Raw genomic sequence first — 22,240 nt, 5'->3', positions numbered from 1 at the left:
CGGAGGGACGGCGGCGCTGCCGGTTTCCTCCTCCGCGGTGGCGGCGACCACCGTCGGCAGCGCGGACGCTTGGGTGCTGAGCACCACCAACACCTCGTCCAACTACGCTCCGGCCTTCATCGGCAACGGCTACCTCGCCACCCGGGTGCCCGCGGCCGGCGAGGGGTACAGCGGCTCGCCCATCGCCACGCAGTCGGAACTCGCCGGCTTCTACGCCGCGCCGAACGGCCAGTACGAGCGGCGGGCGAGCCTCCCGAGCTGGACCACGCTCGGCTTCGGCCGCGACGACGGCAACGGCGGCGTCTACGGAGTGCGGGGCAGCCGAGCGTGCTCGTTCGGCCAGCTGTGCCTGGCGGAGTATGGGCAGATCTCCGGCGGCGCCTTCGTCGAGACCTCGCACCGTGGTTCGACCGTAGGCGGCTACCTGGCCGGGTTGAACACCAACAACACACCCACGGTCGGCGGCACGGACCGGTTCTCGGTCCAGAACGCCCCGGCGGGAGCCGCGACGCTCGCGGTGCGCTACTCGAACGGGAGCGGCAGCCCGCAGACGATCCACCTCTCGGTGAACGGGGAGTCGCAGCAGCTGACCGTGCCCACCACGGCCGACTGGGACAGCTGGGCGGTTCTGACCGTGCCGGTGACGCTGAGCGCGGGGACGGATGCCGTCGCGATCACCGTCGCCCAGGGGGACACGGCGAAGGTGAACGTCGACTACGTCACGGCCTATCCGACCGGCGCACAGCCCCCGGCCGCCTCCACTTCCACGGGGATCACCAGCAACTACCAGCAGTCGCTGGACCTTCGGGCCGGACTGCTGACCACCTCGTTCGACTGGACCTCGCCCGCAGGCGACACGACCAGCTACAGCTACCAGGTGAACGCCAACCGGGCCGACGCCCACCTGGGCACCGTGACCCTGACGGCCGTGCCGCACTGGAGCGGCACCGCCACCGCCGTGGACGAGTTCGACGGCCAGGGGCTCGGCAACGCGTCCGCCGGCGGTGCGAACGTCGACGGGAGCGGCGCCGCACTCTGGGAGAACGTGGTGTCGGACGGGAACCTGGTGACCGCCGCGCTGGAGTCCGTGCTGCGGGTCGACGATGCCACGGTGCCCACGGCGGCGTTCGGCACCGCTGGTCAGAGCGCGAGCTTCCCGGTCACCGCCGGCCAGAGCTATCAGATCACCAAGTACGTCGGGGTGGCCTCCAGCGTCGACACCGACCGGTCGCTGACTGCGGCGACCCCGCAGCAGGCTGCCGCCGCCGCGGCGTCCACCGCCGCGGCCGGGGGCTATCAGCAGGCTTTGGACGCCAACAACAGCGCCTGGTCGGACCTGTGGCAGTCGGCGATCTCGGTGCCCGGCGACTCCCCGATGACCGCGCGGATTCACGCGGCCATGTTCTACCTGCTGGCCAGCATGCGGTCCGACGTCACGTGGAGCACCAGCCCGGGCGGGCTCTCCTCGGACGGCTACAACGGCCATGTCTTCTGGGACATGGAGACCTGGATGTACCCGGCGCTGCTGCCCCAGTACCCCGAGCTCGCGCAGTCCGCGAACGCCTACCGGCAGAAGCTGCTGCCCGCGGCCGAGGCCAACGCCGCCTCGCTGTCCACCGCGACCCAGCCGATCAAGGGCGCCAAGTACCCCTGGGAGAGCGCCCTGACCGGCAAGGACGCCACCCCACCGTGGTGGAATGGGGTGGAGACCCAGATCCACATCAACTCGGACATTGCGTTGGCACAGTGGCAGTACTACGAGGCGACCGGCGACACCGCGTGGCTGCGGGACAAGGCCTGGCCGGTGCTGAGGGACATCGCCGACTACTGGGCCTCCCGGGCTGTGTCCGACGGCGCCGGAGGGTACGACATCAACGGCGTGATGCCCCCGGACGAGTACGTGAACAACGTCAACAACAGCGCGTACACCAACGCCGGCGCGCAGGGGGCGCTTCGGATCGCGGTCCAGGCCGCCGGCGTCCTGGGGCTCTCCGCCGATCCGGCCTGGAGCACGGTCGCCAGCGGGCTGAGACTCCCGGTGGACACCACCCGCAACATCCACCCGGAGTACCAGGGCTACGACGGCAGGACCGTGAAGCAGGCCGACGTGACGATGCTCCAGTACCCCTGGGCGGTGCCGATGCCGGCCCCGCTGGCGCAGAACGACCTCGACTACTACAGCCGGCGCACCGACCGCCAGGCCCCGGCGATGTCCGACTCGATCGCCACCATCGACGCGGCTGCTCTGGGATCGCCGGGCTGCACGGCCTACAACCATCTGCTCGACAGTTCCGACCCGTTCGTGGGCGCGCCGTTCGAGCAGTTCCACGAGCAGCACTCGGGTGGGACGTTCACGTTCACCACGGCGGAGGGTGGCTACCTGCAGGAGTTCCTCTACGGGTTCACGGGCCTGCGGTGGGGGACCGACGCGGTCACCATCGACCCGTTCCTGCCCTCGCAGTTGCCGGGTGACGACGTGACCGGCGTGAAGTGGCACGGCAGCACGATCGACATCGCGGTCGGTCAGCAGAGCACCACGGTGACGGTGCGGTCCGGATCGTCGCTCGCGGTGCGCGACCGCAGCGGCGCGGTGCACCAGGTCGCCGCCGGCTCCTCGTTGCAGCTGCCGACCCGGCACCCCGCCCCGACCACGGGCCCCACCGACTGCGGCGGCCGGACCCCGTCCGGCCCGATCGCCGGTGCGGCCAGCGCCCGTTGCGTCGACCTCCCGGGCGGCAACAACGCCGACGGGACCCAGGTGCGGCTCTACGACTGCAACACCAGCAGCGCGCAGACCTGGACGCTGCCGGGCGACACCACCGTGCGGGCGGTGGGAAAGTGCCTGGACGTGCGGGGCGGATCCAACACCAACGGGACACCGGTGCAGATCTACCGCTGCAACGGCTCACCCGCCCAGCAATGGACGTACGATCCCGGAACCGGCGCGCTCAAGGCCGTGGGCAAGTGCCTCGACGCCACCGGCGCCGGGACTGCCAGCGGAACACAGCTCGAACTGTGGGACTGCTGGGGCGGAACCAACCAGCGGTGGAACATTCCGTCGGTGGGCTGATCACCTCCTGAACCAGATCGAGGCCTGAGACGCCCATGGCCATACATCGGATGAAGTGGTCAGCACGCGCTCCCCTTGGAGGTCGCCCGAAGACCCAGGTTCGCCGAACTTAACCGCCTGGCAACAGAGTCTTGACGTTGTGGGCCTTGCGCGCCCAGGATTCAGCCACGCGCCACATCCTGTCACACATCGGATGTCTCTCTCAGGTGCAGCTGCAGATGTCACCCCACCCGAAGTCTGGCAACTCCCCAGCGCAAGGAGCCGCAGCATGCCCCACCCCCACCCTCAGCAGTTCGCCCGGCGACGGCGGTCCGGACGCCTGCTCGCCTTGGCCGCCTCGGCCGCCCTCACGGCGGTCGCCCTCGCTCCGGCCCCGTCCACCGCGGCGGCCGCCCCGGCTCCCGCGGATTCGGGGGCGGTGAACCTCTACGTCGCCACCGACGGCAACGACGCCAACGCGGGCACGTCGGAGACGCAGGCGTTCCTGACACCTGCCCGCGCCCAGGCCGCGGCCAGGGCCGCGAGCGCGGCCGGCAGCGCCGTCCACGTCTGGGTTCGTGGCGGCACGTACCACCTGGCGGCCACCCTGACGTTCACGGCGGCCGACTCCGGTAGCGCGTCGGCTCCGGTCACGTACTCCGCCTACCCTGGCGAGAAAGTGGTCCTCAGCGGTGGCCGCGAGGTGCAGTCGGCCTGGTCGACGTACGCGGGAAACACCCTGGTCACCGACGTCGGCACCGGTCTGGACATGGACGGGCTGTTCCTGAACGGGAAGCGGCAGGTCCTCGCCCGCTATCCGAACTTCGACGCCAACGCGGCCGTCCTCGACAGCACCACCACGATGTCCACCGTCGACAGCAGGGCACAGAACTGGCAGAACCCCACCACCGGCTTCATCCGGGCACTGCACAACGGGCACTGGGGAGGCAACGACTACCGGATCACCGGCCGTACGTCCTCCGGGCTCCAGCTGGAGTGGGTGGGCGACAACAACCGCGGAAGCGGCAAGGACGACAACACGGTCGTGGTGGAGAACGTCCTCGAGGAGCTCGACGCTCCGGGTGAGTGGTTCTACGACAAGGCAGCCGGGAAGCTGTACTTCCAGCCGCCCGCCGGAACCGATCTGAACACCGCCGTGGTCGAGACCGCCGAGCTCAACGAGCTGGTGCGGGTCGAGGGCGCGTCCGCCACTCAGCCGGTCCACGACCTCGACTTCGCGGGCTTCACCTACACCGGGACCCACCGCACCCTTTTCAACACGCCCTACGCGGGCCTGCAGCTGGGCGACTGGGCCATCGCCCGGGCCGGCGCGATCCACACCAAGAACACCGAGCGGATCACCGTCTCCGACTCCGCCTTCGACGAGGTGGGCGGCAACGGCGTCTTCCTCGACGGCTACAACAAGGGCGACGTGATCACCCGCAACCGGTTCACCGGGTCGGGCGCCAGCGACGTGCAGGTCGTGGGTTCCCGCAATGCCGTGCGCGATCCCTCCACGTGGTCGTCGATGGTGAACCCGCCCACCGATCTCAGCCCCGGACCCAAGAGCGAGGACTATCCGCGCGACGTCGCGGTCAGCTACAACAGCATGGCCGACATGGGCCGCTTCGAGAAGCAGAGTGCCGGCGTCAACATCTCCATGAGCAGTCGGGTCACCGTCTCCCACAACACGATCCACGGCAGTCCGCGCTCGGGCGTGAACGTCAACGACGGCACGTGGGGCGGCCACCTCATCGAGTACAACGACATCTTCGACTGCGTGAAGGAGACCTCGGACCACGGGCCGATCAACGCCTGGGGCCGCGACCGCTACTGGCCCGTCGCCGGGCCCGACATCAATCCGGACGCCGGTTCCGACGCGTACCAGAAGCGGATCTCCCAGCTCGACGTCGTCGAGCCGATCACCATCAGCAACAACAGGATCTGGCACAACCGTGAGTGGGCCATCGACCTCGACGACGGCTCCACCAACTACGTCCTCAGGAACAACCTGCTGCTGAACGCCGGCATCAAGCTCCGGGACGGCTTCAACCGCACCGTCGCCAACAACATCCTGGTGAACGGAACCATCTACGAGCAGATCACCCACCGCGATGTCGGTGACGTGATCAAGAACAACATCACCCTGTCCGGCAAGCCGTACGAGAACTACCAGAGCGATCCGGTCACCGCGAAGTACACCGTCGACAACAACCTGTTCTGGAACAACGGCCGGCCGGTCACCGGCCTCGACGGGACCTGGGCGTCCAACGGAATGGATGCCCACTCCGCCACCGCCGACCCGCTCTTCACCCACGGCTCGCCCTGGACCGACCCCGCCATGAAGGACTACACCGTCGCCGCGGGCTCCCCGGCCCGGGCGCTCGGCTTCACCGACTTCCCGATGGACCGGTTCGGTACCGGCAACGCCGGCGAGCCCACCCCGCCCGCCGTCACCTGGCCCGGTGCGCCCGTCGTACCGACCATCAAGGACCAGAAGGAGCCCTTCCTGGGCGCCACGGCCAAGGACATCGCCGGCAACGCGGACCAGTCCGCCACCGGCCTCCCGGACCAGAACGGCTTCCTCCTGACCGCCGTGCCCACCGACTCGCCCGCCTACGCCCAGGGCCTGCGCGGCAACGACGTGATCCGCAGGATCAACGGCACCGTGGTCACCGACCGCAACAGCTTCTGGACCGTCTACAACAGGATCGCCCCCGGAAGCACGGCCACCCTCGACGTGTGGCGCAACCAGCAGGGCGGAACCGCCGTGACGGTCACCAAGCCGGTCACCGCCCAGACCTACAACGACACCGCCGGGGTGACCTACTCCGGCACCGGCTGGAGCTGGCACTACGCGGCCATCGGCGGGGCGAACTCCCTGATGGACGACATCTGGGCCACCGACAAGATCGGTGACTCCTTCAGCTACACCTTCAACGGCACCGGTGTCGAGTTCATCACCGAGACCAACACCGACGAGGGCCAGATCGAAATCTCGATCGACGGTGTCGTCCGGAAGACCGTCGATGCCTACAGCGGCAGCCGCAAGTACCAACAGACCGTCTACTCCGTCGGTGGCCTGACCCCGGGCCAGCACACGATCACCGGGGTGATGAAGACCGGCGGCTACATGATCGTCGACGGATTCAGGATCCCCTCGACGCCCCAGACGCTCAATGACAGCGCCCCGGGCCTCACCTCCATCCCCTGATCCACCGGGCACTTCGCCCCGCCGATCCGACGTGTCCACCTCCGCCGCGCTCGCGAACCCGCCGCGTCCCGGGCCGTTGGCGCCGACGGTGCGGTGACGATGAACGCGTGTGCCTCGTGCGCGGGGTGGCGGCGGGATCAGCCGAGGGCTGAGCCCGCCGCGCCCAGGGTGCCGCGCAGCCACTGCTCGACTCCGCCGATGTGGACCGTGGTCCAGGCCTGTGCGAGGTCGGGTCGACGTGCGGCGATGGCGTCGAGGATCGCCCGGTGCTGCTGGCGGGTGCGTTCGACGGCGCCCTCCTCCGTCAGGCCGCGCCAGATCCGGGCCCGCGCGGTCGGCCCGGAGAGGCCGTCGAGCAGTGAGCCGAGCACCGCGTTTCCGGAGCCGGCCGCGAGCCTGCGGTGGAATTCCAGGTCGTTCTCGATCAACTCGTCGAGCGAGGCGTCGTCGCTCAGGCTCGCCAGCACGGCGCCGAGCCCTGCGATGTCCTCGTCCGACATCGCGCGCGCGGCCATGGCCGCGGCCGCCGGTTCCAGGATGCGGCGGACCTCCAGGAACTCCAGCACCGTGTCGTCCTGGTGGAAGTCGACGACGAAGCCCAGGGCGTCGAGGAGCAGATTGGGTGCCAGGCTCGTGACGTACGTGCCGTCGCCCTGGCGGACGTCGAGCACCCTGATCAGCGAGAGCGCCTTGACCGCCTCCCGCAGGGAGTTGCGCGAGAGGCCGAGCCGCTCGGCGAGGTCGGCCTCCTTCGGGAGCCTCGAGCCTGGGCTCAGCTCCCCACTGACGATCATGGATTTGATCTTCTCGATCGCCTCGTCGGTGACTGGCACTGCTAAGCCCCTCCAATGGTCCGATGTCTACAAGAATAGACCCGCCCCGTTCGACGGGGCGGGTCGGTGGCTGCTCACAGGCCGTAGACGCGGATCGCGTTGTCACGGAACACCGCCGGCTTCTCGGCGGCGGTCAGCTCCTCCGTGAGGCGGTCGGCGATCCGCACGACCTCCGAGTAGTCGGCTTCCAGGGTGCACACCGGCCAGTCGGAGCCGAAGAGGAGCCGCTGCGGGCCGAAGGCGTCCAGGGCGGTGTCGGCGTACGGCTTCAGATCCTCGGTCCGCCAGCGCCCCGGGGCTGCTTCGGTGACCAGGCCGGAGAGCTTGCAGACGGTGTTCGGGAGGGCGGCGAGGCGGCGCAGGTCCGCGGCCCACGGGGCGGCCGCGCCGGTGGCGATCGGAGGTTTGCCGAGATGGTCGAGGACGAAGGTCAGACCGGTGAGGCCGGCGGCAGCGAGCGCGGCAGCCGGCAGCTGGTGCGGCTTGAGCACGAGGTCGTAGACGAGGCCGGCGGCGGCGACGGCGAGCAGGCCGCGATGCACGTCCGGGCGGAGCAGCCAGTGGGGGTCGGGCTCCTCCTGGACCTGGTGGCGGATGCCGACCAGCCTGTCGCCGCCCGGGAGTTCACGCAGCGCGGAGATAGCGTCGGCGACGTCCGGGGCGGTGAGGTCGGTCCAGCCGATGACCCCGGCAACCAGGCCGCTGCCGGCGGCGAGGGCGAGCAGTTCGGGGGTCTCCTCGGGGACGCAGACGGTCTGTACGACGACGGTGCCGACCACGCCGGCCGCGCGGGCCTCGGCAGCGAGGTCGTCCGCGGTGAAGGAGCGGGCGAGCGGAGCGAGGGTCTCGCCGGTGATCCAGGGCTGCGGGCGCGCCGCCAGGTCCCAGACGTGGTGGTGCGCGTCGATGATCTGCGGGGACGTCACAGCTGCCACACCACCGGGAGCCCGGCCTCGGCGCCGGTCTGGGAGTAGTCGTGGACGACGTCGAGGAGTTCGGCCATCCTCGCCTGCCAGGCGATGTTGACCGGGAGGTGTTCGAGCTCGGCGAGCAGGCGGGCGTAGTCCTCGCACTCGACGAGGTGGAACAGCTCGCAGCCGCTGCGCCAGATGCTCCAGGACGTGACACCGGCTGCCCGGATAGCCGTGGTGAGCTCGGCCGGAACCTCGTGGTGGGCGGCCTCGTACTCCTCGATCCGGTCCTCGCGGACGCGAGTGTGCAGGGCGATCCTCATGGCTGCTCCGGTGTGGGGAGGTCGACGATGATGACGTCCAGGGTGCGGGGACCGTGGACTCCCTCCACCCGGTCGAGTTCGATGTCGCTGGTGGCGGACGGTCCCGAGATGAACGTCAGGGGGAGGGTCGGGTCCAGACGCGCGAGGGCGTCGGGGACGTCCTCGGCGATCTGCTCGGCGCGGATGACGCACAGGTGGTAGTCCGGGACGAGGCTGAGGGCACGGCGGCCCTGGCCGGGGCCGGTGTCGAGGACGATCGTCCCGGTGACGGCGATCCCGACGGCGGCGAGTGTGATCGCGCCGTCCAGCGCGTCGAGGGCAGGTACGTCGAGCGGTTCCCGGTGCCACTCCCAGCTGCCGCTCGGCAGCAAGTCGATGGGGAAGCCGTCCGGCAGGGCCAGGCGCAGGGCGCCGCGCCGGGTGAGGGCGACGGCGATGGCGCCTGGCAAGCCCGCCTGGTCGGTGCGGGTGACGGTGGCGCGGTAGTCGGCGACCCGCTCGGCGAACATGGCGGCGGTGTCCTGACCGGGCTCGGCGTGGCTGCGACGGTAGTTCCGTGGGACGGGCACGGAGTCCGGCTTCTCGTCGGCCGGGACGTCGGCGAGGGAGGTGCGGATGCGGCCGAGGATGGCATCGCGGCTGCTCATCGGTCACCTTCCTTGTTCTTACGCCACCAGGTGCGGAAGGACTCGGCGGGCGGGGCCGGGGTGTCGCGGGTGTCGGACCAGCCGTGCAGCGGGCCGGGCAGGCGGCGGATGCGGCCGCGCCGGGCGAGCGCGCGGCCGCCGAGCGACCCGGCCTTCTGGGCGGCGGAGAGCAGCAGAGGGGAGTCGAGCACGGAGGCGGCGGCCTTCATCGCCACCGCCTCGGCGGTGGGCAGGCGTTTCCCGGCCTGCATGGCCTCGACGGCTTCGGCCCTCAGGTGGGCCAGCAGCTCAGGGATGTTGATCTTGACCGGGCAGGCGTCGTAGCAGGCCCCGCACAGGGTGGAGGCGAACGGCAGGGAGGCCGCCTGCTCGACTCCGACCAGTTGTGGAGTGAGGACGGCGCCGATCGGTCCGGGGTAGACGGAGCCGTAGGCGTGGCCTCCGGTGCGCTCGAAGACGGGACAGACGTTGAGGCAGGCCGAGCAGCGGATGCAGGCGAGGGCCTGGCGGCCGACGGTGTCGGCGAGGGTGTCGGTGCGGCCGTTGTCGAGCAGCACCAGGTGGAACTCCTGGGGGCCGTCGTCGTCGGTGGTGCCGGTCCAGGTGGAGGTGTAGGGGTTCATCCGCTCGCCGGTGGAGGAGCGGGGCAGCAGTTGGAGGAAGACCTCCAGGTCGGACCAGGTGGGGATGACCTTCTCGATGCCCATGACGGTGATCAGTGTCTCGGGCAGGGTGAGGCACATCCGGCCGTTGCCCTCGGACTCCACGACGACGACCGTACCGGTGTCGGCGACGGCGAAGTTGGCACCGGAGACGGCCACCTTGGCGGTGAGGAACTTGCTCCGCAGGTGCAGGCGGGCGGCCTCGGCGAGTTCACGCGGGTCGTCGCCGAGGTTCTCGGGGGCAGGCCGCCCCCAGTGGCCCATCTCGGCGGTGAACAGGTCGCGGATCTCGGTGCGGTTCCTGTGGATCGCGGGGACGAGGATGTGCGAGGGGCGGTCGTCGCCCAACTGCACGATCAGCTCGGCGAGATCGGTCTCGTACGCTGCTATCCCGGCTTCGGCGAGGTGTTCGTTGAGCCCGATCTCCTGGGTCGCCATGGACTTGACCTTCACCACCTCCCGCTCGCCGGTGGCACGAACGAGTCCGGTGACGATGCGGTTGGCCTCGGCGGCGTCGGCGGCCCAGTGTACGGTGCCGCCCGCCGCCGTGACGGAACGCTCCAACTGCAGGAGGTACCAGTCGAGATGGCGCGAGGTGCGGGTCTTGATCGCGGCGGCCGACGTCCGTAGGTCCTCCCAGTCGTCGAGCTCCGTGGTGACGGTGAGGCGCTTGTCGCGGATGGTGCCGGTGGCCCGCTTCAGGTTGGCGCGCAGCTGGGTGTTCTTGAGCGCGCTGCGGGCCGCGTCGGGGAAGGCGGGGGAGCCGAGCCACACGACGCCGCGGTCGGCGGAGTTGCTCATCGCAGGGTTCCTTCGGTGGTGGCGAGGATCTCGGCCAGGTGCACGGTGCGCACCGGACTGCCTTGGCGGGAGAGCCCGCCGCCGATGTGCATCAGGCAGGAGTTGTCGGCCGCGCACAGGACCTCGGCCCCGGTCTCCAGGACGCCTGCGGCCTTGTCGGCGAGCATGGCGCCGGACGTCTCGGCGTTCTTGACGGCGAAGGTGCCGCCGAAGCCGCAGCAGGAGTCGGCGGCCGGGAGGTCGACCAGGTCGATGTCCCTGACCGCGCGCAGCAGGCGGTCGGGGCGGTCGCCGAGGCGAAGGCCGCGCAGGGAGTGGCAGGTGGGGTGGTAGGCGACGCGGTGCGGGAAGCGGGCGCCGACATCCGTGACGCCGAGCACGTCGGTCAGGAACTCGGTGAACTCGTGGACCCGGGCGCGGCCGACCGACGATCCTTGTTCCGACCTCTCCTGCCGCTGGCGCGGCCGCGTCGGAAGCGTCATGGGCAGCAGCGCTCTTGGCGGTCCGTCAGCCATCGATGAGGTCGAACTCCTCTGCGGGGCCGACGGAGGTGCTGCCGGCGATCAGCGGCGAGGTACCGCCGTTGGGTGCGGTCACGTACCTGCCGTTGGCGTGGGCGCGCAGGCTGACGCTGCCGTCTGGGTTGACGCTCAGATCGAACTCCTCCCAGGCGTTGACGGCGGACCGGTTGGCGACGAGTGCGGCGGCGCCGGCGTTCTCGGCGGTGACGAACTTGCCGTTGGCGTGGGCGCGCAGGCCGACGCTCCCGTCGCCGTTGCCGATCAGGTCGAAGGTCTCCCAGGAGCCGATGGCCGTGCGATTGGCGATCAGCGGCGAGGCGCCCGCGTCGTCCGCCGTCACGATCCGGTTGTCGGCGTGGGCGCGCAGGCTGACCACGCGGTTGCTGACGTCGGCCGCGAAGACGTGCAGCGCGGGCGTCGTGCAGGTCAGCGGGAGCGCGCTCCCGGGGGGCAGGGTGACGGACGAGAGGGTCTTGCCGGAGGCCAGCGGAACGGTCACCGAGAAGATCTTGCTGGTGACGTTCTGACGGGTGCTCCCCGGGCCGTTGCGGTACGCCGAGCTGACTGCCACCGAGGTCCCGGACGGCGGCGTGGCGGCCAGCCAGTCCGGTGCGGTGAGCGTGTAGTCCTGGGTCGTGCCGTCGGTGTAGGTGAGGTGCCCGGTGCCGGTGGCCTGGCCGCAGCCGGCGGCGAGGAGGAAGCCGACGGATCCGGTGCCGCTCAGGTGGAACGTCTGGCCCTGGGCGACGGTGTTCTCGGGGGAGCCGGGGGACACGTCCGGGAAGGTGAACGCCATTCCGGAGGAGGTGATCCGCGCGCCGGGACCGGCTCCGGCGCCGGCCAGGGCGGTGCGGGAGTAGCTGTAGCCCGCGCCGTCGAAGCCGGCGGCCGCGGTGCCGGCGTCGTCGCTGGTACCGACGTTGTCGAACGTGGCCGCGAGTCCGGTGGCCCGCTTGTGGAGACCGACCTCGGCGATGGCGGCGTTGGCGCGGGAGTCGGTGATGCGCAGCCGGACCCGGCTGGTGGTGACCGGGGCGGGGAGGCGGATGAGCTTGCGGTTGCCGACGGTGGTGTCGGCGGCGACCTGGGCCCAGCCGTCGCCGTTCCAGGTGTCGACGGCGAACGACTTGACCCGCATGCCGATGGTGAGGTCCTCCCGCACCGAGACGGTGTCGAAGGTCCGTGCGGAGGGCAGCGTCAGCACCAGGCCGCCGGTGGAGCCGGTGGGCTGCCAGGAGGAGTCCGGGTTTCCGTCGAGCGCCGCTGTCGCGGGGTGCCCTGCGGTGTTCGCCGTGCCGCTGTCGTCGCTCGCGCTCGCGTCGGCGGCCAGACTGGTGGCGAAGGTGCCCGTGAGGTTTGTGTGGAAGGCGTTCAGCGCGTCGACCGCGGACTGGTCGAAGACCCCTTGCCGGTTGGGCGGCACGTCCAGCAGCAGGTTGCAGTTGCGGCCGACCGAGTCGTAGTAGATGTTCTCCAGGTCCGCTTCGGAGCGCCAGGTGTCCCCGGGCTGCCAGAACCAGTTGTGCTTGGCCGACAGCGTCGCGTCGCACTCGGCGGGCGTCCAGCGCAGCAGGTTCCACGCACTGGTCCCGTCGGCCCCGCGTCTGCTCAGGACGGTGTCGCTGCCCAGGTCTGCGGCGCCGTTGCCGTCGGGCACGGCCAGCATGCGGTCGGCGGCGGTCGCCGGATCGCCGGTGTACGGCAGTACCGACCACTCCGACTGCCGGGCGGAGCCGTTCTCGTTGCCGACCCAGCGCGCGTCCGGCCCGCCGTCCTGGAAGATGACCGCGTTCGGCTGCAGGGTGCGGATCATCGTGATCCAGTTGCCGAAGTCGTAGGGCTGCGGCTTCTGGGCCTCGGGCGGCGTGGCGCCGTCCAGCCAGACCTCGTCGAGCTCGCCGTACCTGGTCAGCAGCTCGTAGAGCGTGTTCTCGTAGTAGGTGTTGTAGTCGTCCGAGGTGAAGGCGAACGTGCGCCCCTCGACGACCTCCGACGGATCCGACGGGATGCTGACCGCCTTGGGCGTGCTGCCGTTGCCGTACCGGCCACCGGCGGTGACCGCCTCGTGGATGTCGGCGGGCGACAGGTAGATCCCGGCCTTCAGGCCGGCCTTGTGCGCCGAGTCGGTGAAACTCTTGACGACGTCGCCCTGGCCACCCTGCCAGGAGCTCGACGTCACGCCGAAGTCGGAGGACTTGGAGGGGAACAGCAGGAAGCCGTCGTGGTGCTTGGCGGTGAGGACGGCCTCCTTGAACCCGGCGTTCTTCAGCGTGTTGACCCACTGGTCGGTGTCCAGCCCGGTGGGCTGGAAGACGTTCGGATCCTCGGTGCCGGTGCCCCATTCCCTGCCGGTGTAGGTGTTGACACCGAAGTGGACGAAGGCGGTCTGTTCCATGCGCTGCCAGGCCAGCTGGCGCGCGGACGGGACGACGTTCGAGGCGTTCGCGACGATCGCCCCGCCCGTGTCGTTCGGTGCCACGGCGACGACCGGGGTGGGGGTCGCGGCGTCGGCGGCACCCGCGGACGTCAGAAGCGTTACGGCGCTGAGGGCGATGACGGCTCTCGATCTTGCACGGAGGACACCCATGGACGGCTCCTGCTGATGGGGGTGGGTGGGGAGGTGATGGTGCCTCAACTACTGGTCGGGCTGTGCGGGGGAGGGGGGAGGGAGGGGCCGTCCGCCGGGACGGCCCCTCCGTCGGTAAGGCACACTCGGCCGAACTAGTGGCGACGGTGCCGCACCTGGCGTCGGCGGCGCAGGACGAGCACCGCACCCGCACCGAGGAAAGCGGTACCGATCAGCGTCGGGACCAGGACGCTCCCGCCCGTGGCGGCGAGCTGCGAGCCCTTTTCGGAAGGCGACGCGGAGTGACTTGCCGCCTTGACCGGCGGCTTCGTCGCGTTCAGGACCTCTGGCGCGTCACCGAATTCGGAGCTCTTCGCGCTCGGCGTCGGACGGGGGGTGGTGGTGACCGGGTTGGTCGCGGCATCCGCGCTCCGGCTCGCCCCGGCCGTGGCGGTCGCGGTGGTCGCGGTGGTCGCGGTGGTCGCGGTGGTCGCGGTGCCGGGCTGGGCGCCCTGGTGGGCGAGATCGATGGTGACGTCGATGCCGTCGGGGGTCATCTTGTCGTAGGTCAGCGAGATGTGGTGGGTGAGGTCGGTCATTGGAGCGGTGCCCGTGAAGGAACCGAACATCTTGTTCTTGTCCTCCGTGGTGTTACGGAGGTTGACCGCGGCCGAGTAGTTCCCCTTGTCGACACGGAAGACGAAGACGCCCGGATTCTCGATATCCGTGTCCAGGCTGTTCGGGGCAACGGCGCGGTAGTCGAGGACGAGCCGGTCGCCGTCGGTGCCGAAGGGTATGTCGACGGCCCGGGTGCCACCGGCAGCCGCCGGGGCGTGGAGCGGGGTGAGGTGGACCGTCGTGCTCGTCTTGGGCGAGACGATCCGGTCGGGCGACAACCAGTGCCTGCCGATGAGTTCGGGCGCGGACAGCCCCTTGTGGCTGCCACCCCCACCCATGGGGGTGATGTGGCTGGTCCCGTCGCCGGAGCAGCCGGTGAACTGTCCGACCGGGCACAGCTCGCGCCCTTCGTGGGCGAAGCCCATGTTGTGCCCGAACTCGTGGAGGGCGGCGGTGGTGTCGTCGCCGTTGATCGCCCCCTCCTGGAACCAGGTGGTCGGCCCCGGCTGCGAGCCCAGACCCCACCAACCGCACGCGTTGTCGCCGGGCATGACGATCGACATGTGGTCGTACTTGACGTCGGCCGGCATGGCCTTGGCGGCCAGGTCGGCGATCTTGCCGGGATCGCACTTGGACTTGTCGACGTCGATGTCGAACGGTCCGAAGACGCCGTCGCCCTGCGCGGGCACCACGGCCAGGCGCTGGCCGGAGTTCGCGGCGTAGTACGCGGCGACGGAGTCCTTGGCCTTGAAGAGCTGTTGAACAGCCTTTTCGTGCACCACCTTGGCGTCGGACAGCGAGGCGTTGCGGAAGTTCACCAGGACCACCGCGTGGCGGTCCGTCTTCTCCGGCCCCGGCTCGGCCGCGGCGGGAACGGCGAACGGGGCTCCGACGAGAGCCGTCGCGGCGGTGGCGGCCGCCAGGGCGACCGCCCGGCGGCCGAGTGGCCGCCGACCGGAGCGGGTGGGAAGGAGATCTGTGCGTGCCATGCGCGCATTCCTTAACTCCTTGGGCGCACGACCTCGCGTCGTGCGTCCCGAGGATTGGTTGACAACAGGTCCTCGTGACAGCTACGGCCCGGGGGTCCGGTCGTGCCGTCACACGGAGGCACCGGGGTACCCGCCGCAGCCGCACCCGTGGCGGGTGCAGCGCGTGGGTGGGGCCGGTGATGCTCCTCCGTCCTGGGAGACGGGCAGCGACGGTCCAAGTCACAGAAACTCGCTCGACGGGAATCGAGACCTGTCGTCGGGGTCGAGCAGGGGCACGGTAGGCCACGGCCGGAGGGGTCCGGAGGTGTGTGGCCTCACCAGAACCTCATCTTCCTTCGGACAAGCTGACCGGACATCAGGTCTGCGCCGGCCCCCGCGGGGAGCTCGCAGGATCGGGCGTTCGGGGTGTGACCGTCTACGAGGGGAATTCCCGTGTCATCTCCAATGATTTCCAGGGCCGCCGCCGCACTGCTGGCCGGCATGGCAAACGCAGGTGCCTTCGTCGTCGAGGCCTGGCTGCGCATGACCTCCCGGAGGCAGAGGTCATGAGCAAGCGTGGGGGCGCGGACCAGCGGATCCCCGTACTGTCCGGACGCCACGAACTGACGGTCCACTCCCTGGCGAGGTGCGCGGAGTCCTTCACCGTGAGCTACTCGATCACCGCGACACTGCCCGACGATCTCGGCTCCGTCCCTTCCTCCGCCCGCCCGGCGTTCATGTGGCTGGAGGCCGTCGATGATCTCGGCAACCGCTACGGCGACTTCGGCGGCGCTCGCGGGCTCAGTCCGGACGGTCGTCGGACCGACGGGAGCATCTCGGGACAGCCGGGTCTGCCGCCGGAGGCGGTATCGATGGCCGTGCGCTTCACGTTCATGGTCGGCGCCGATGAAGTCGCGTACGACCTGACGTTCCCGCTCGCGGCAGTGGGCTGAGAGGGGGAGGCGTCGGCAACGCGATCCTCACCGCGCTGTTCGATGTTGCCGATCCGTTATCAAGCTCCGCCCTCCAGGCCATTGCCCTCCCGGTCGTGGAATAGTTAAATTCTATTACTAGGAGGTGAGGGCTGATCGGGGACGGTACACAGCCGCTCATCTCAAGGCGCCCGCCGCCCTCGTCCTGAAGGGGGTGGCGGGTGTCGCCTGCTCGGCGTCGATGTTTCTGAACTCGGCTGTCGAGTGACCGGGTTGGTCCCCAGCTCGTTGGCCGCGAGTGCGCGCCCCCGAGCGTGCGCGCCCCCGAGCGTGTGCGCCTCCGTGGTCCGGGATGAGGGACGCGGACGTTCGCCCCGTCCTCCGAATCGACGACGAGGTCTCGGTTGTCCATTACTCCTTCCGTACTCCAACTGCCGGGCCGGCCTGGCCCGCTACCGTTCGGCGCCCGCGACCGCGCGGTCCACGGCCGTGGGGCTGAGGACGTGTTCGATGACCATGACGGATGCGCCGATGACGCCTGCGCGGTCGCCGAGTTCGCGTCCCCGGATTGCCAGGTGCTGGGTGGCGAGGGGGAGGGATCGGCGGTAGATGACTTCGCGGACACCGGCCAGCAGGTGCTCGCCGGCGTCGGCGAGGTCGCCGCCGATGATGATCACGCCAGGGTTGAAGAAGTTCACCAGGGTCGCCAGGACGTCGCCGATGTCCCGGCCGGCCTGGCGGATCAGCTGGACGGCGGTCGGGTTCCCGGCGCGCACCAGCTTGACCACGTCACGACCGTCGGCGGCGTCCGCGCCCTCGGCCCGCAGTCGGGCGGCGAGGGCCGCGCCACCGGCGACGGCCTCCAGGCAGCCCAGGTTGCCGCAGCGGCAGAACTGGTCGGCAGCGGAAGCCACCCGGATGTGGCCGATGTCGCCGGCGGCTCCCTGTGCCCCTCGGTGGAGGCGGTGCTCGGTGATGATGCCGCTGCCGATCCCAGTGCCGACCTTCACGAAGAGCAGGTGCGCGACCTCGGGGCTGGCCGCCCAGTGCTCCCCGAGCGCCATGATGTTGACGTCGTTGTCGACCAGGACGGGGGCGCCGATTCGCGGGCCGAGCCGGCCGGGTACGTCGAAGCCGTCCCAGCCGGGCATGATCGGCGGGTTGACCGGCCGTCCGGTGGTGTGTTCGACCGGTCCGGGGAGGCCGATGCCGACGCCGCAGACATCGGCGAGGGTGTGCCCGGACTCGGCCAGCAGGCTCGTGAACTCCTCGATCAGCCAACCCAGTACGTGCTCCGGCCCGTCGGTGATCGGCATGTCCTGGCTGCGCTCGGCCAGGACGTGGGTGGTCATGTCGGTGAGCGCGATCCGTGCGTGGGTGGCTCCGAGGTCGGCAGCGAGCACGATCCTCGCTCCGGCGTTGAAGGCGAACGCCACCGCGGGCCGACCGCCCGAGGAGATCGCGTCGTCGGCCGGCACGATCCACTGCTGGTCCAGGAGGGCGTCGAGTCGCTGCGACACGGTGGACCGGGCCAGGCCGGTGAGCTGCATCAACTCGGCGCGGGTGCGGGCCTGGCCGTCGCGCAGGATCGCGAGGAGGGCGCCCGCGCCTGCCGCTTCAGTGGTCAACTTCGCGTCTCCTTCACGTCGCACCTGTCGTCTGTCGGCCGTGTCAGCCGTACTTAATCATAACGGGAACCGCACTTATGCTTGACGTCCGTCATAAGTCGTTCCTACGCTCTGAAACATGCTCGACATACGACGACAGTCGGCGGAAGTCAGAACAGGCATCGTTGGAACTGGCTTCATCGGCCGGATCCATGCCCGGGCCGTCCGACAAGCCGGTGCCCGGCTGGTGGGGATCGCAGGAGTAACCATGGACAGCGCCGTCGACGGTGCCCGAAGCCTCGGTGCGGAGAAGGCCTTCGAGTCGGCAGAGGAACTGATCGAGTCCGGCCTCGTCGACGTCCTGCACGTCTGCACGCCCAACCACCTGCATGCCCCCGTCGCGCTGAAGGCGCTGGACGCCGGCCTGGCCGTGGTCTGCGAGAAGCCACTGGCGACGGACGCGCCGACGGCCGCTCTGATGGCGGCCCGCGCCCGGGACACGGGAACGGTCGCCGCCGTCCCCTTCGTCTACCGCTTCCACCCGATGGTTCGCGAGGCCAGGGCGCTCCTCACCGAGCTCGGCCGGGTCAGCCTTGTCCAGGGCAGCTACTTGCAGGACTGGCTGCTGAAATCGACCGACGACAACTGGCGGGTGGACCCACACCGGGGCGGGCCCGGCCGGACCATCGGCGACATCGGCTCCCACTGGTTCGACCTGGTCGAGTTCGTGACGAGGGACCAGGTCACCAGGGTCTGCGCGCAGACCTCCGTGGTCGTCGCCGACCGGGTGACCACCGGTCCGGTCCTCACCGAGGACCTCGCCACCGTCCAGTTCACCACCGCCTCCGGCGCGCTCGGCTCGGTCGCCGTCAGCCAGGTCGCCCCTGGCCGCAAGAACCGGCTCTTCCTGGAGATCTCCGCCACCGACGGCAGCCTCGCCTTCGACCAGGAGAACCCCGAACACCTGTGGCTCGGCGGACGCACCGGCTCCCGGGCCCTGGTGCGCGACCCCATGACCCTCTCGCCAGCCGCCAAGCCGTACTCCCCGCTCCCGGCCGGCCACCCCCAGGGATTCCACGACTGCTTCGACGCGTTCGTCGCCGACACCTACGCCGCGATCGGGGGCGTGCGACGCGAGGGCCTGCCGACCTTCGAGGACGGAGAGCGTGCCGCCCGCATCACCGACGCCGTCCTGCAGTCCGTCCGCGACGGCGGGTGGGTCGAATGCTGAAGATGACCGGCATCGGTAAGAGCTTCCCCGGCGCCCGGGTGCTGACCGATGTCGACCTGGACGTGGCGGCAGGCGAAGTGCACGCCCTCATCGGGGAGAACGGCGCCGGCAAGTCCACACTCATGAAGATCCTCGCCGGCGTGCACACCCCCGACGAGGGCACGATCGAGCTCGACGGTCGGGCCATGGCCTTCAAACACCCGCTGGACGCCCAGCGCGCCGGCGTCGCGATCATCTACCAGGAGCTCACACTCCTGCCCGAGCGGACCGTTGCCGAGAACGTCTTCCTCGGCCGCGAGCCGGTGCGCCGCGGCCTGGTCGACCGGGCCGCCATGGAGACGACCACCGCCCGCCTGCTGGACGAACTCGGCGAGGACTCCTTAGGCCCGCGAGACCTCGTGCGCCGCCTCTCGGTGGCGCAGCAGCAGGTCGTCGAGATCGTCAAAGCCCTCTCGGTGGACGCCCGGATCGTCGTCATGGACGAGCCCACCGCGGCGCTCGCCGAGCACGAGGTCGAGCTGCTGTACCGCCTGGTCCGCGGGCTGAGCCAGCGCGGCATCGCCGTCCTCTACATCTCTCACCGGCTGCGAGAGATCTTCGAACTCGCCGACCGCGTCACCGTCCTCAAGGACGGTGCCAAGGTCACCACCCGACCGATCTCCGCACTCACCACCGCCGAACTCGTCCGCCTGATGGTCGGTCGCGAACTGACGGACTACTACCCGCCCCGCGCCACCCGCCCCGTCGGAGACGTCCTGCTCTCGGTGTACGGCGGCGGCAACGACAAGCTCGACGGCATCGACCTCGAACTGCGCGGCGGGGAGATCGTGGGCCTCGCCGGACTCCAGGGTGCCGGCCGCACCGAACTGGCCAAGGCCCTGTTCGGCGCCGAGCCGTTCACCCGCGGCGAGATGACCCCGAGCCGCCCCGCGTCGGTCCAGGAGGGCATCGCCGCGGGCATCGGACTGGTCACCGAGGACCGCAAGTCCGAGGGTCTGGTCCTGCACCAGTCGGTGCGCGACAACGCACTCCTGGTCGCGCGCACCGGTCGGGCCGGCAACCGTGCCTCGGTGCTGGACGTGCTGCAGCGCGTACGTCTCGCGCCGCCCAGTCCCGAGAAGGAAGTGCGCCACCTCTCCGGCGGCAACCAGCAGAAGGTGGTCCTCGCCAAGTGGCTGACCGTCGCGCCGAACGTCCTGCTCTTCGACGAGCCCACCCGCGGCGTCGACGTCGGCGCGAAGGCGGCCATCCACGAGCTCGTACGGGAACTCGCCGAGGACGGCATGGCCGTCCTGATGATCTCCTCCGAGCTGCCCGAACTCATCGGCATGAGTGACCGCGTGGTCGTCCTGCGGGAAGGACGGATCGCCGGCCACCTGCCCGCAGGCTCCTCGGAGGAAGCCGTGATGCGCCTGGCGGCCGGGTCATGACCCAGCAGCTCGGAACCCTTCCATCGAAGAGACCCGTGCTGCGGGGACTCGCCGCCGACAGCCCCGCCCGGCCCGTCTTCCTGGCCCTGGGCGTCCTGCTCCTGGTCGGCTGGATCCTCTTCACCATCGACGGCGGTCAGTTCTTCAGCCAGACGAACATCGTCGGCATCCAGCAGCGATCGGCCGCACTCGGCATCGTCGCCGTCGGACAGACCCTGGCGATCCTGGCCGGCTCGCTGGACCTGTCCGTGACCTACCTCATCAGCCTGTGCTCGCTCGTCGCCGCCGAGACCATGGCCGACTACGGCGTGGTCCCGGCGATCGCCGCCGTCCTGGGCGTCAGCGCCCTGACCGGGCTCGTCAACGGACTGGTCATCACCCGGCTCAAGGTCCATGCGTTCATCGCCACCCTCGGCGTCTCGCTCATCATCAAGGGCATCCTGGAGAACCGGTACGCCGGGCCCGCGGGCAGCGTCCCGGAATCCTTCCAGCACCTCGGCTACGACCGGATCGGTCCCGTGCCGGTCTCGGCCCTGCTGTGGCTGGCGATCGCGGCTGCGGCCTGGTTCCTGCTGCGCCGCACCACTCTCGGCTACCGGATCTACGCGGTCGGTGGCGACCCCGAGGTCGCCCGGCTGTCGGGCGTGCGGACCGACCGGGTCATCCTCGCCACCCACGTGCTCTGTTCGCTGGCCGCGGGCGCCGCCGGTCTGCTGCTCGCCGCCCGCCTCGGCGCCGGTGCACCCACCGTCGGCACCGACGGCGGCTACGACCTGGAGTCCATCGCCGCCGTCGTGCTCGGCGGCACCGCTCTCGCCGGCGGGAAGGGCGGGGTCGCGGGCACCGTCGGGGGAGTCGCGCTGCTCGCCGTCCTCGACAGCATCTTCAACCAGCTGGAGATCAACTCCTTCGCCAAGGACGTGGTCCGCGGCGTCGTCCTCGTCGCCGCCCTGGCGATCTACGCCCGGAGGAGGCTCGCCCGATGAGACGCAACCTGCCCATCTTCGGCGTCCTGGCCGTCCTGCTCGTCGCGATCGCCGTCGCCAACCCCTCGTTCTTCGAACCCCAGAGCTTCCTGGCCTTCGTCAAGCGGGCCGCTCCGCTGGCGATCCTCGCCGCCGGCCAGTACTTCGTCATCGTCTCCGGCGAGTTCGACCTGTCCGTCGGCTCGCTCGTCACCGCCGAGGTCGTGATCGCCGCCCGGTTGATCGACGGCGACTCGGGGGCGACCTGGCCGGTGATCGCGCTGCTGCTCGCCATCGGTGCGCTGGTCGGCGCGGTCAACGGACTGGTGACCACGCGGCTGCGGGTGCCGTCGTTCATCGTGACGCTCGGCACGATGCTGATCCTGTCGGGCGCGGTCTTCCTGTGGACGGACGGAGCCCCGCGCGGTGCTCTGCCCCAGGAGTTCCGCCAGTTCGGGCGCGGCAGCCTCGGACCGGTGCCGTGGTCGGTGCTCATCCTCGCCGCAGCGGTGGCCGCCGTGGTCGCCCTGATGCGTGCCGACTTCGGACGCACCCTCGTCGCCACCGGCGACAACCCGCTCGCCGCCGGGCTGTCCGGTGTGCGCGTCCACCGCGTCAAGACGCTGGCGTTCGTCCTCTCCGGACTGTCCGCCGCCGTCTGCGCAATCCTGCTCGGCGGGTTCGCCGGCGTCTCCGCCAAGGTCGGACAGGGCCTGGAGTTCAAGGCGATCACCGCCGTCGTGGTCGGTGGCGTGGTGCTCGGCGGAGGCCGCGGCTCGGTCGTGGCCGCCATTGCCGGCGCCTTCACCCTGCAGTCCCTCTTCACCCTCCTCAACCTGCACGGCATCTCCGGGGCCATGGAGTTCACCGTCCAGGGGCTCATCCTCATCGCCGCGGTCGCCCTCGGGACCGTTCAGCTTCCGCGGCGCGGCAGCCGCTCCACCTCCACCGCGTAAGGGACC

At 70.3% G+C, this 22,240-nt stretch carries 15 protein-coding genes and 1 pseudogene; 7 read left to right on the top strand and 9 right to left on the bottom strand.

Annotated features, from left to right (window positions below):
- Positions 1-37: 37 nt before the first annotated feature.
- Entirely contained in the window at positions 38-3,070 is a 3,033-nt protein-coding gene (locus ACIO5E_RS22380) for a ricin-type beta-trefoil lectin domain protein (RefSeq protein WP_400670499.1), read from the top strand.
- 268 nt (positions 3,071-3,338) lie between these two features.
- Entirely contained in the window at positions 3,339-6,263 is a 2,925-nt protein-coding gene (locus tag ACIO5E_RS22375) for a right-handed parallel beta-helix repeat-containing protein (RefSeq protein ID WP_400670497.1), read from the top strand.
- A 137-nt stretch (positions 6,264-6,400) separates the two neighbouring features.
- Here ACIO5E_RS22375 and ACIO5E_RS22370 read toward each other — a convergent pair whose 3' ends face one another.
- The 8 genes and pseudogenes from ACIO5E_RS22370 to ACIO5E_RS22335 all read right to left on the bottom strand — a co-directional run bounded on the left by ACIO5E_RS22370 (position 6,401) and on the right by ACIO5E_RS22335 (position 15,134).
- Positions 6,401-7,096 (bottom strand): FadR/GntR family transcriptional regulator, encoded by a 696-nt coding sequence (locus ACIO5E_RS22370; RefSeq protein ID WP_400670495.1) that lies wholly within the window; start codon positions 7,094-7,096, stop codon positions 6,401-6,403.
- Positions 7,097-7,170: 74 nt separating this feature from the next.
- A complete protein-coding gene (locus ACIO5E_RS22365; RefSeq protein WP_400670493.1) occupies positions 7,171-8,022 on the bottom strand; it encodes an amidohydrolase family protein in 852 nt (283 codons plus the stop codon).
- Entirely contained in the window at positions 8,019-8,330 is a 312-nt protein-coding gene (locus tag ACIO5E_RS22360; RefSeq protein WP_400670491.1) for an L-rhamnose mutarotase, read from the bottom strand. The genes ACIO5E_RS22365 and ACIO5E_RS22360 overlap by 4 nt, the downstream gene beginning before the upstream one ends.
- Positions 8,327-8,977 carry a lactate utilization protein C gene (locus ACIO5E_RS22355; protein ID WP_400670489.1) on the bottom strand — a complete coding sequence of 217 codons (651 nt, stop codon included), beginning with the start codon at positions 8,975-8,977 and terminating at the stop codon, positions 8,327-8,329. The genes ACIO5E_RS22360 and ACIO5E_RS22355 overlap by 4 nt, the downstream gene beginning before the upstream one ends.
- Positions 8,974-10,440 (bottom strand): LutB/LldF family L-lactate oxidation iron-sulfur protein, encoded by a 1,467-nt coding sequence (locus ACIO5E_RS22350; protein ID WP_400670487.1) that lies wholly within the window; start codon positions 10,438-10,440, stop codon positions 8,974-8,976. Before ACIO5E_RS22350 ends, ACIO5E_RS22355 begins: the two co-directional genes overlap by 4 nt.
- Positions 10,437-10,844, bottom strand: a pseudogene (locus tag ACIO5E_RS22345) (heterodisulfide reductase-related iron-sulfur binding cluster); the annotation flags it as partial. The gene ACIO5E_RS22350 and the pseudogene ACIO5E_RS22345, both read right to left, overlap by 4 nt.
- A gap of 103 nt (positions 10,845-10,947) precedes the next feature.
- Positions 10,948-13,440: an alpha-L-fucosidase gene (locus tag ACIO5E_RS22340; RefSeq protein ID WP_400670486.1), complete on the bottom strand. Its 2,493-nt coding sequence runs from the start codon at positions 13,438-13,440 to the stop codon at positions 10,948-10,950.
- Between the two features lie 242 nt (positions 13,441-13,682).
- Positions 13,683-15,134, bottom strand: coding sequence for an LPXTG cell wall anchor domain-containing protein (locus ACIO5E_RS22335; protein ID WP_400670483.1), 1,452 nt, complete (start codon positions 15,132-15,134; stop codon positions 13,683-13,685).
- A 644-nt stretch (positions 15,135-15,778) separates the two neighbouring features.
- Between ACIO5E_RS22335 and ACIO5E_RS22330 the strand changes: the two genes are divergently transcribed.
- Positions 15,779-16,066: a hypothetical protein gene (locus ACIO5E_RS22330; protein ID WP_400670481.1), complete on the top strand. Its 288-nt coding sequence runs from the start codon at positions 15,779-15,781 to the stop codon at positions 16,064-16,066.
- A gap of 431 nt (positions 16,067-16,497) precedes the next feature.
- Here the strand turns inward: ACIO5E_RS22330 and ACIO5E_RS22325 are convergent, their stop codons facing one another.
- Positions 16,498-17,673, bottom strand: coding sequence for an ROK family protein (locus tag ACIO5E_RS22325; protein WP_400670479.1), 1,176 nt, complete (start codon positions 17,671-17,673; stop codon positions 16,498-16,500).
- Between the two features lie 118 nt (positions 17,674-17,791).
- On the opposite strand from ACIO5E_RS22325, the gene ACIO5E_RS22320 reads away from it, so the two are divergent.
- Genes ACIO5E_RS22320 through ACIO5E_RS22305 form a run of 4 tightly spaced genes read left to right on the top strand, consistent with a single transcriptional unit; the run spans position 17,792 to position 22,234 of the window.
- Positions 17,792-18,883: a Gfo/Idh/MocA family protein gene (locus ACIO5E_RS22320; protein ID WP_400670477.1), complete on the top strand. Its 1,092-nt coding sequence runs from the start codon at positions 17,792-17,794 to the stop codon at positions 18,881-18,883.
- The gene (locus ACIO5E_RS22315) at positions 18,877-20,313 is read left to right on the top strand and encodes a sugar ABC transporter ATP-binding protein (protein WP_400670475.1); all 1,437 of its coding nucleotides are present in this window, start codon (positions 18,877-18,879) and stop codon (positions 20,311-20,313) included. The genes ACIO5E_RS22320 and ACIO5E_RS22315 overlap by 7 nt, the downstream gene beginning before the upstream one ends.
- A complete protein-coding gene (locus ACIO5E_RS22310) occupies positions 20,310-21,299 on the top strand; it encodes an ABC transporter permease (RefSeq protein ID WP_400670473.1) in 990 nt (329 codons plus the stop codon). The genes ACIO5E_RS22315 and ACIO5E_RS22310 overlap by 4 nt, the downstream gene beginning before the upstream one ends.
- On the top strand, positions 21,296-22,234 hold the full coding sequence (locus ACIO5E_RS22305) for an ABC transporter permease (RefSeq protein WP_400670471.1): 939 nt from the start codon (positions 21,296-21,298) through the stop codon (positions 22,232-22,234). The genes ACIO5E_RS22310 and ACIO5E_RS22305 overlap by 4 nt, the downstream gene beginning before the upstream one ends.
- Positions 22,235-22,240 lie beyond the last annotated feature (6 nt).

Source organism: Kitasatospora sp. NPDC087314 (genome assembly GCF_044744365.1).
GTDB lineage: Bacteria > Actinomycetota > Actinomycetes > Streptomycetales > Streptomycetaceae > Kitasatospora.
Note: the sequence above shows the minus strand (reverse complement) of the source record. Positions and strands in the feature narration are given on the sequence as shown.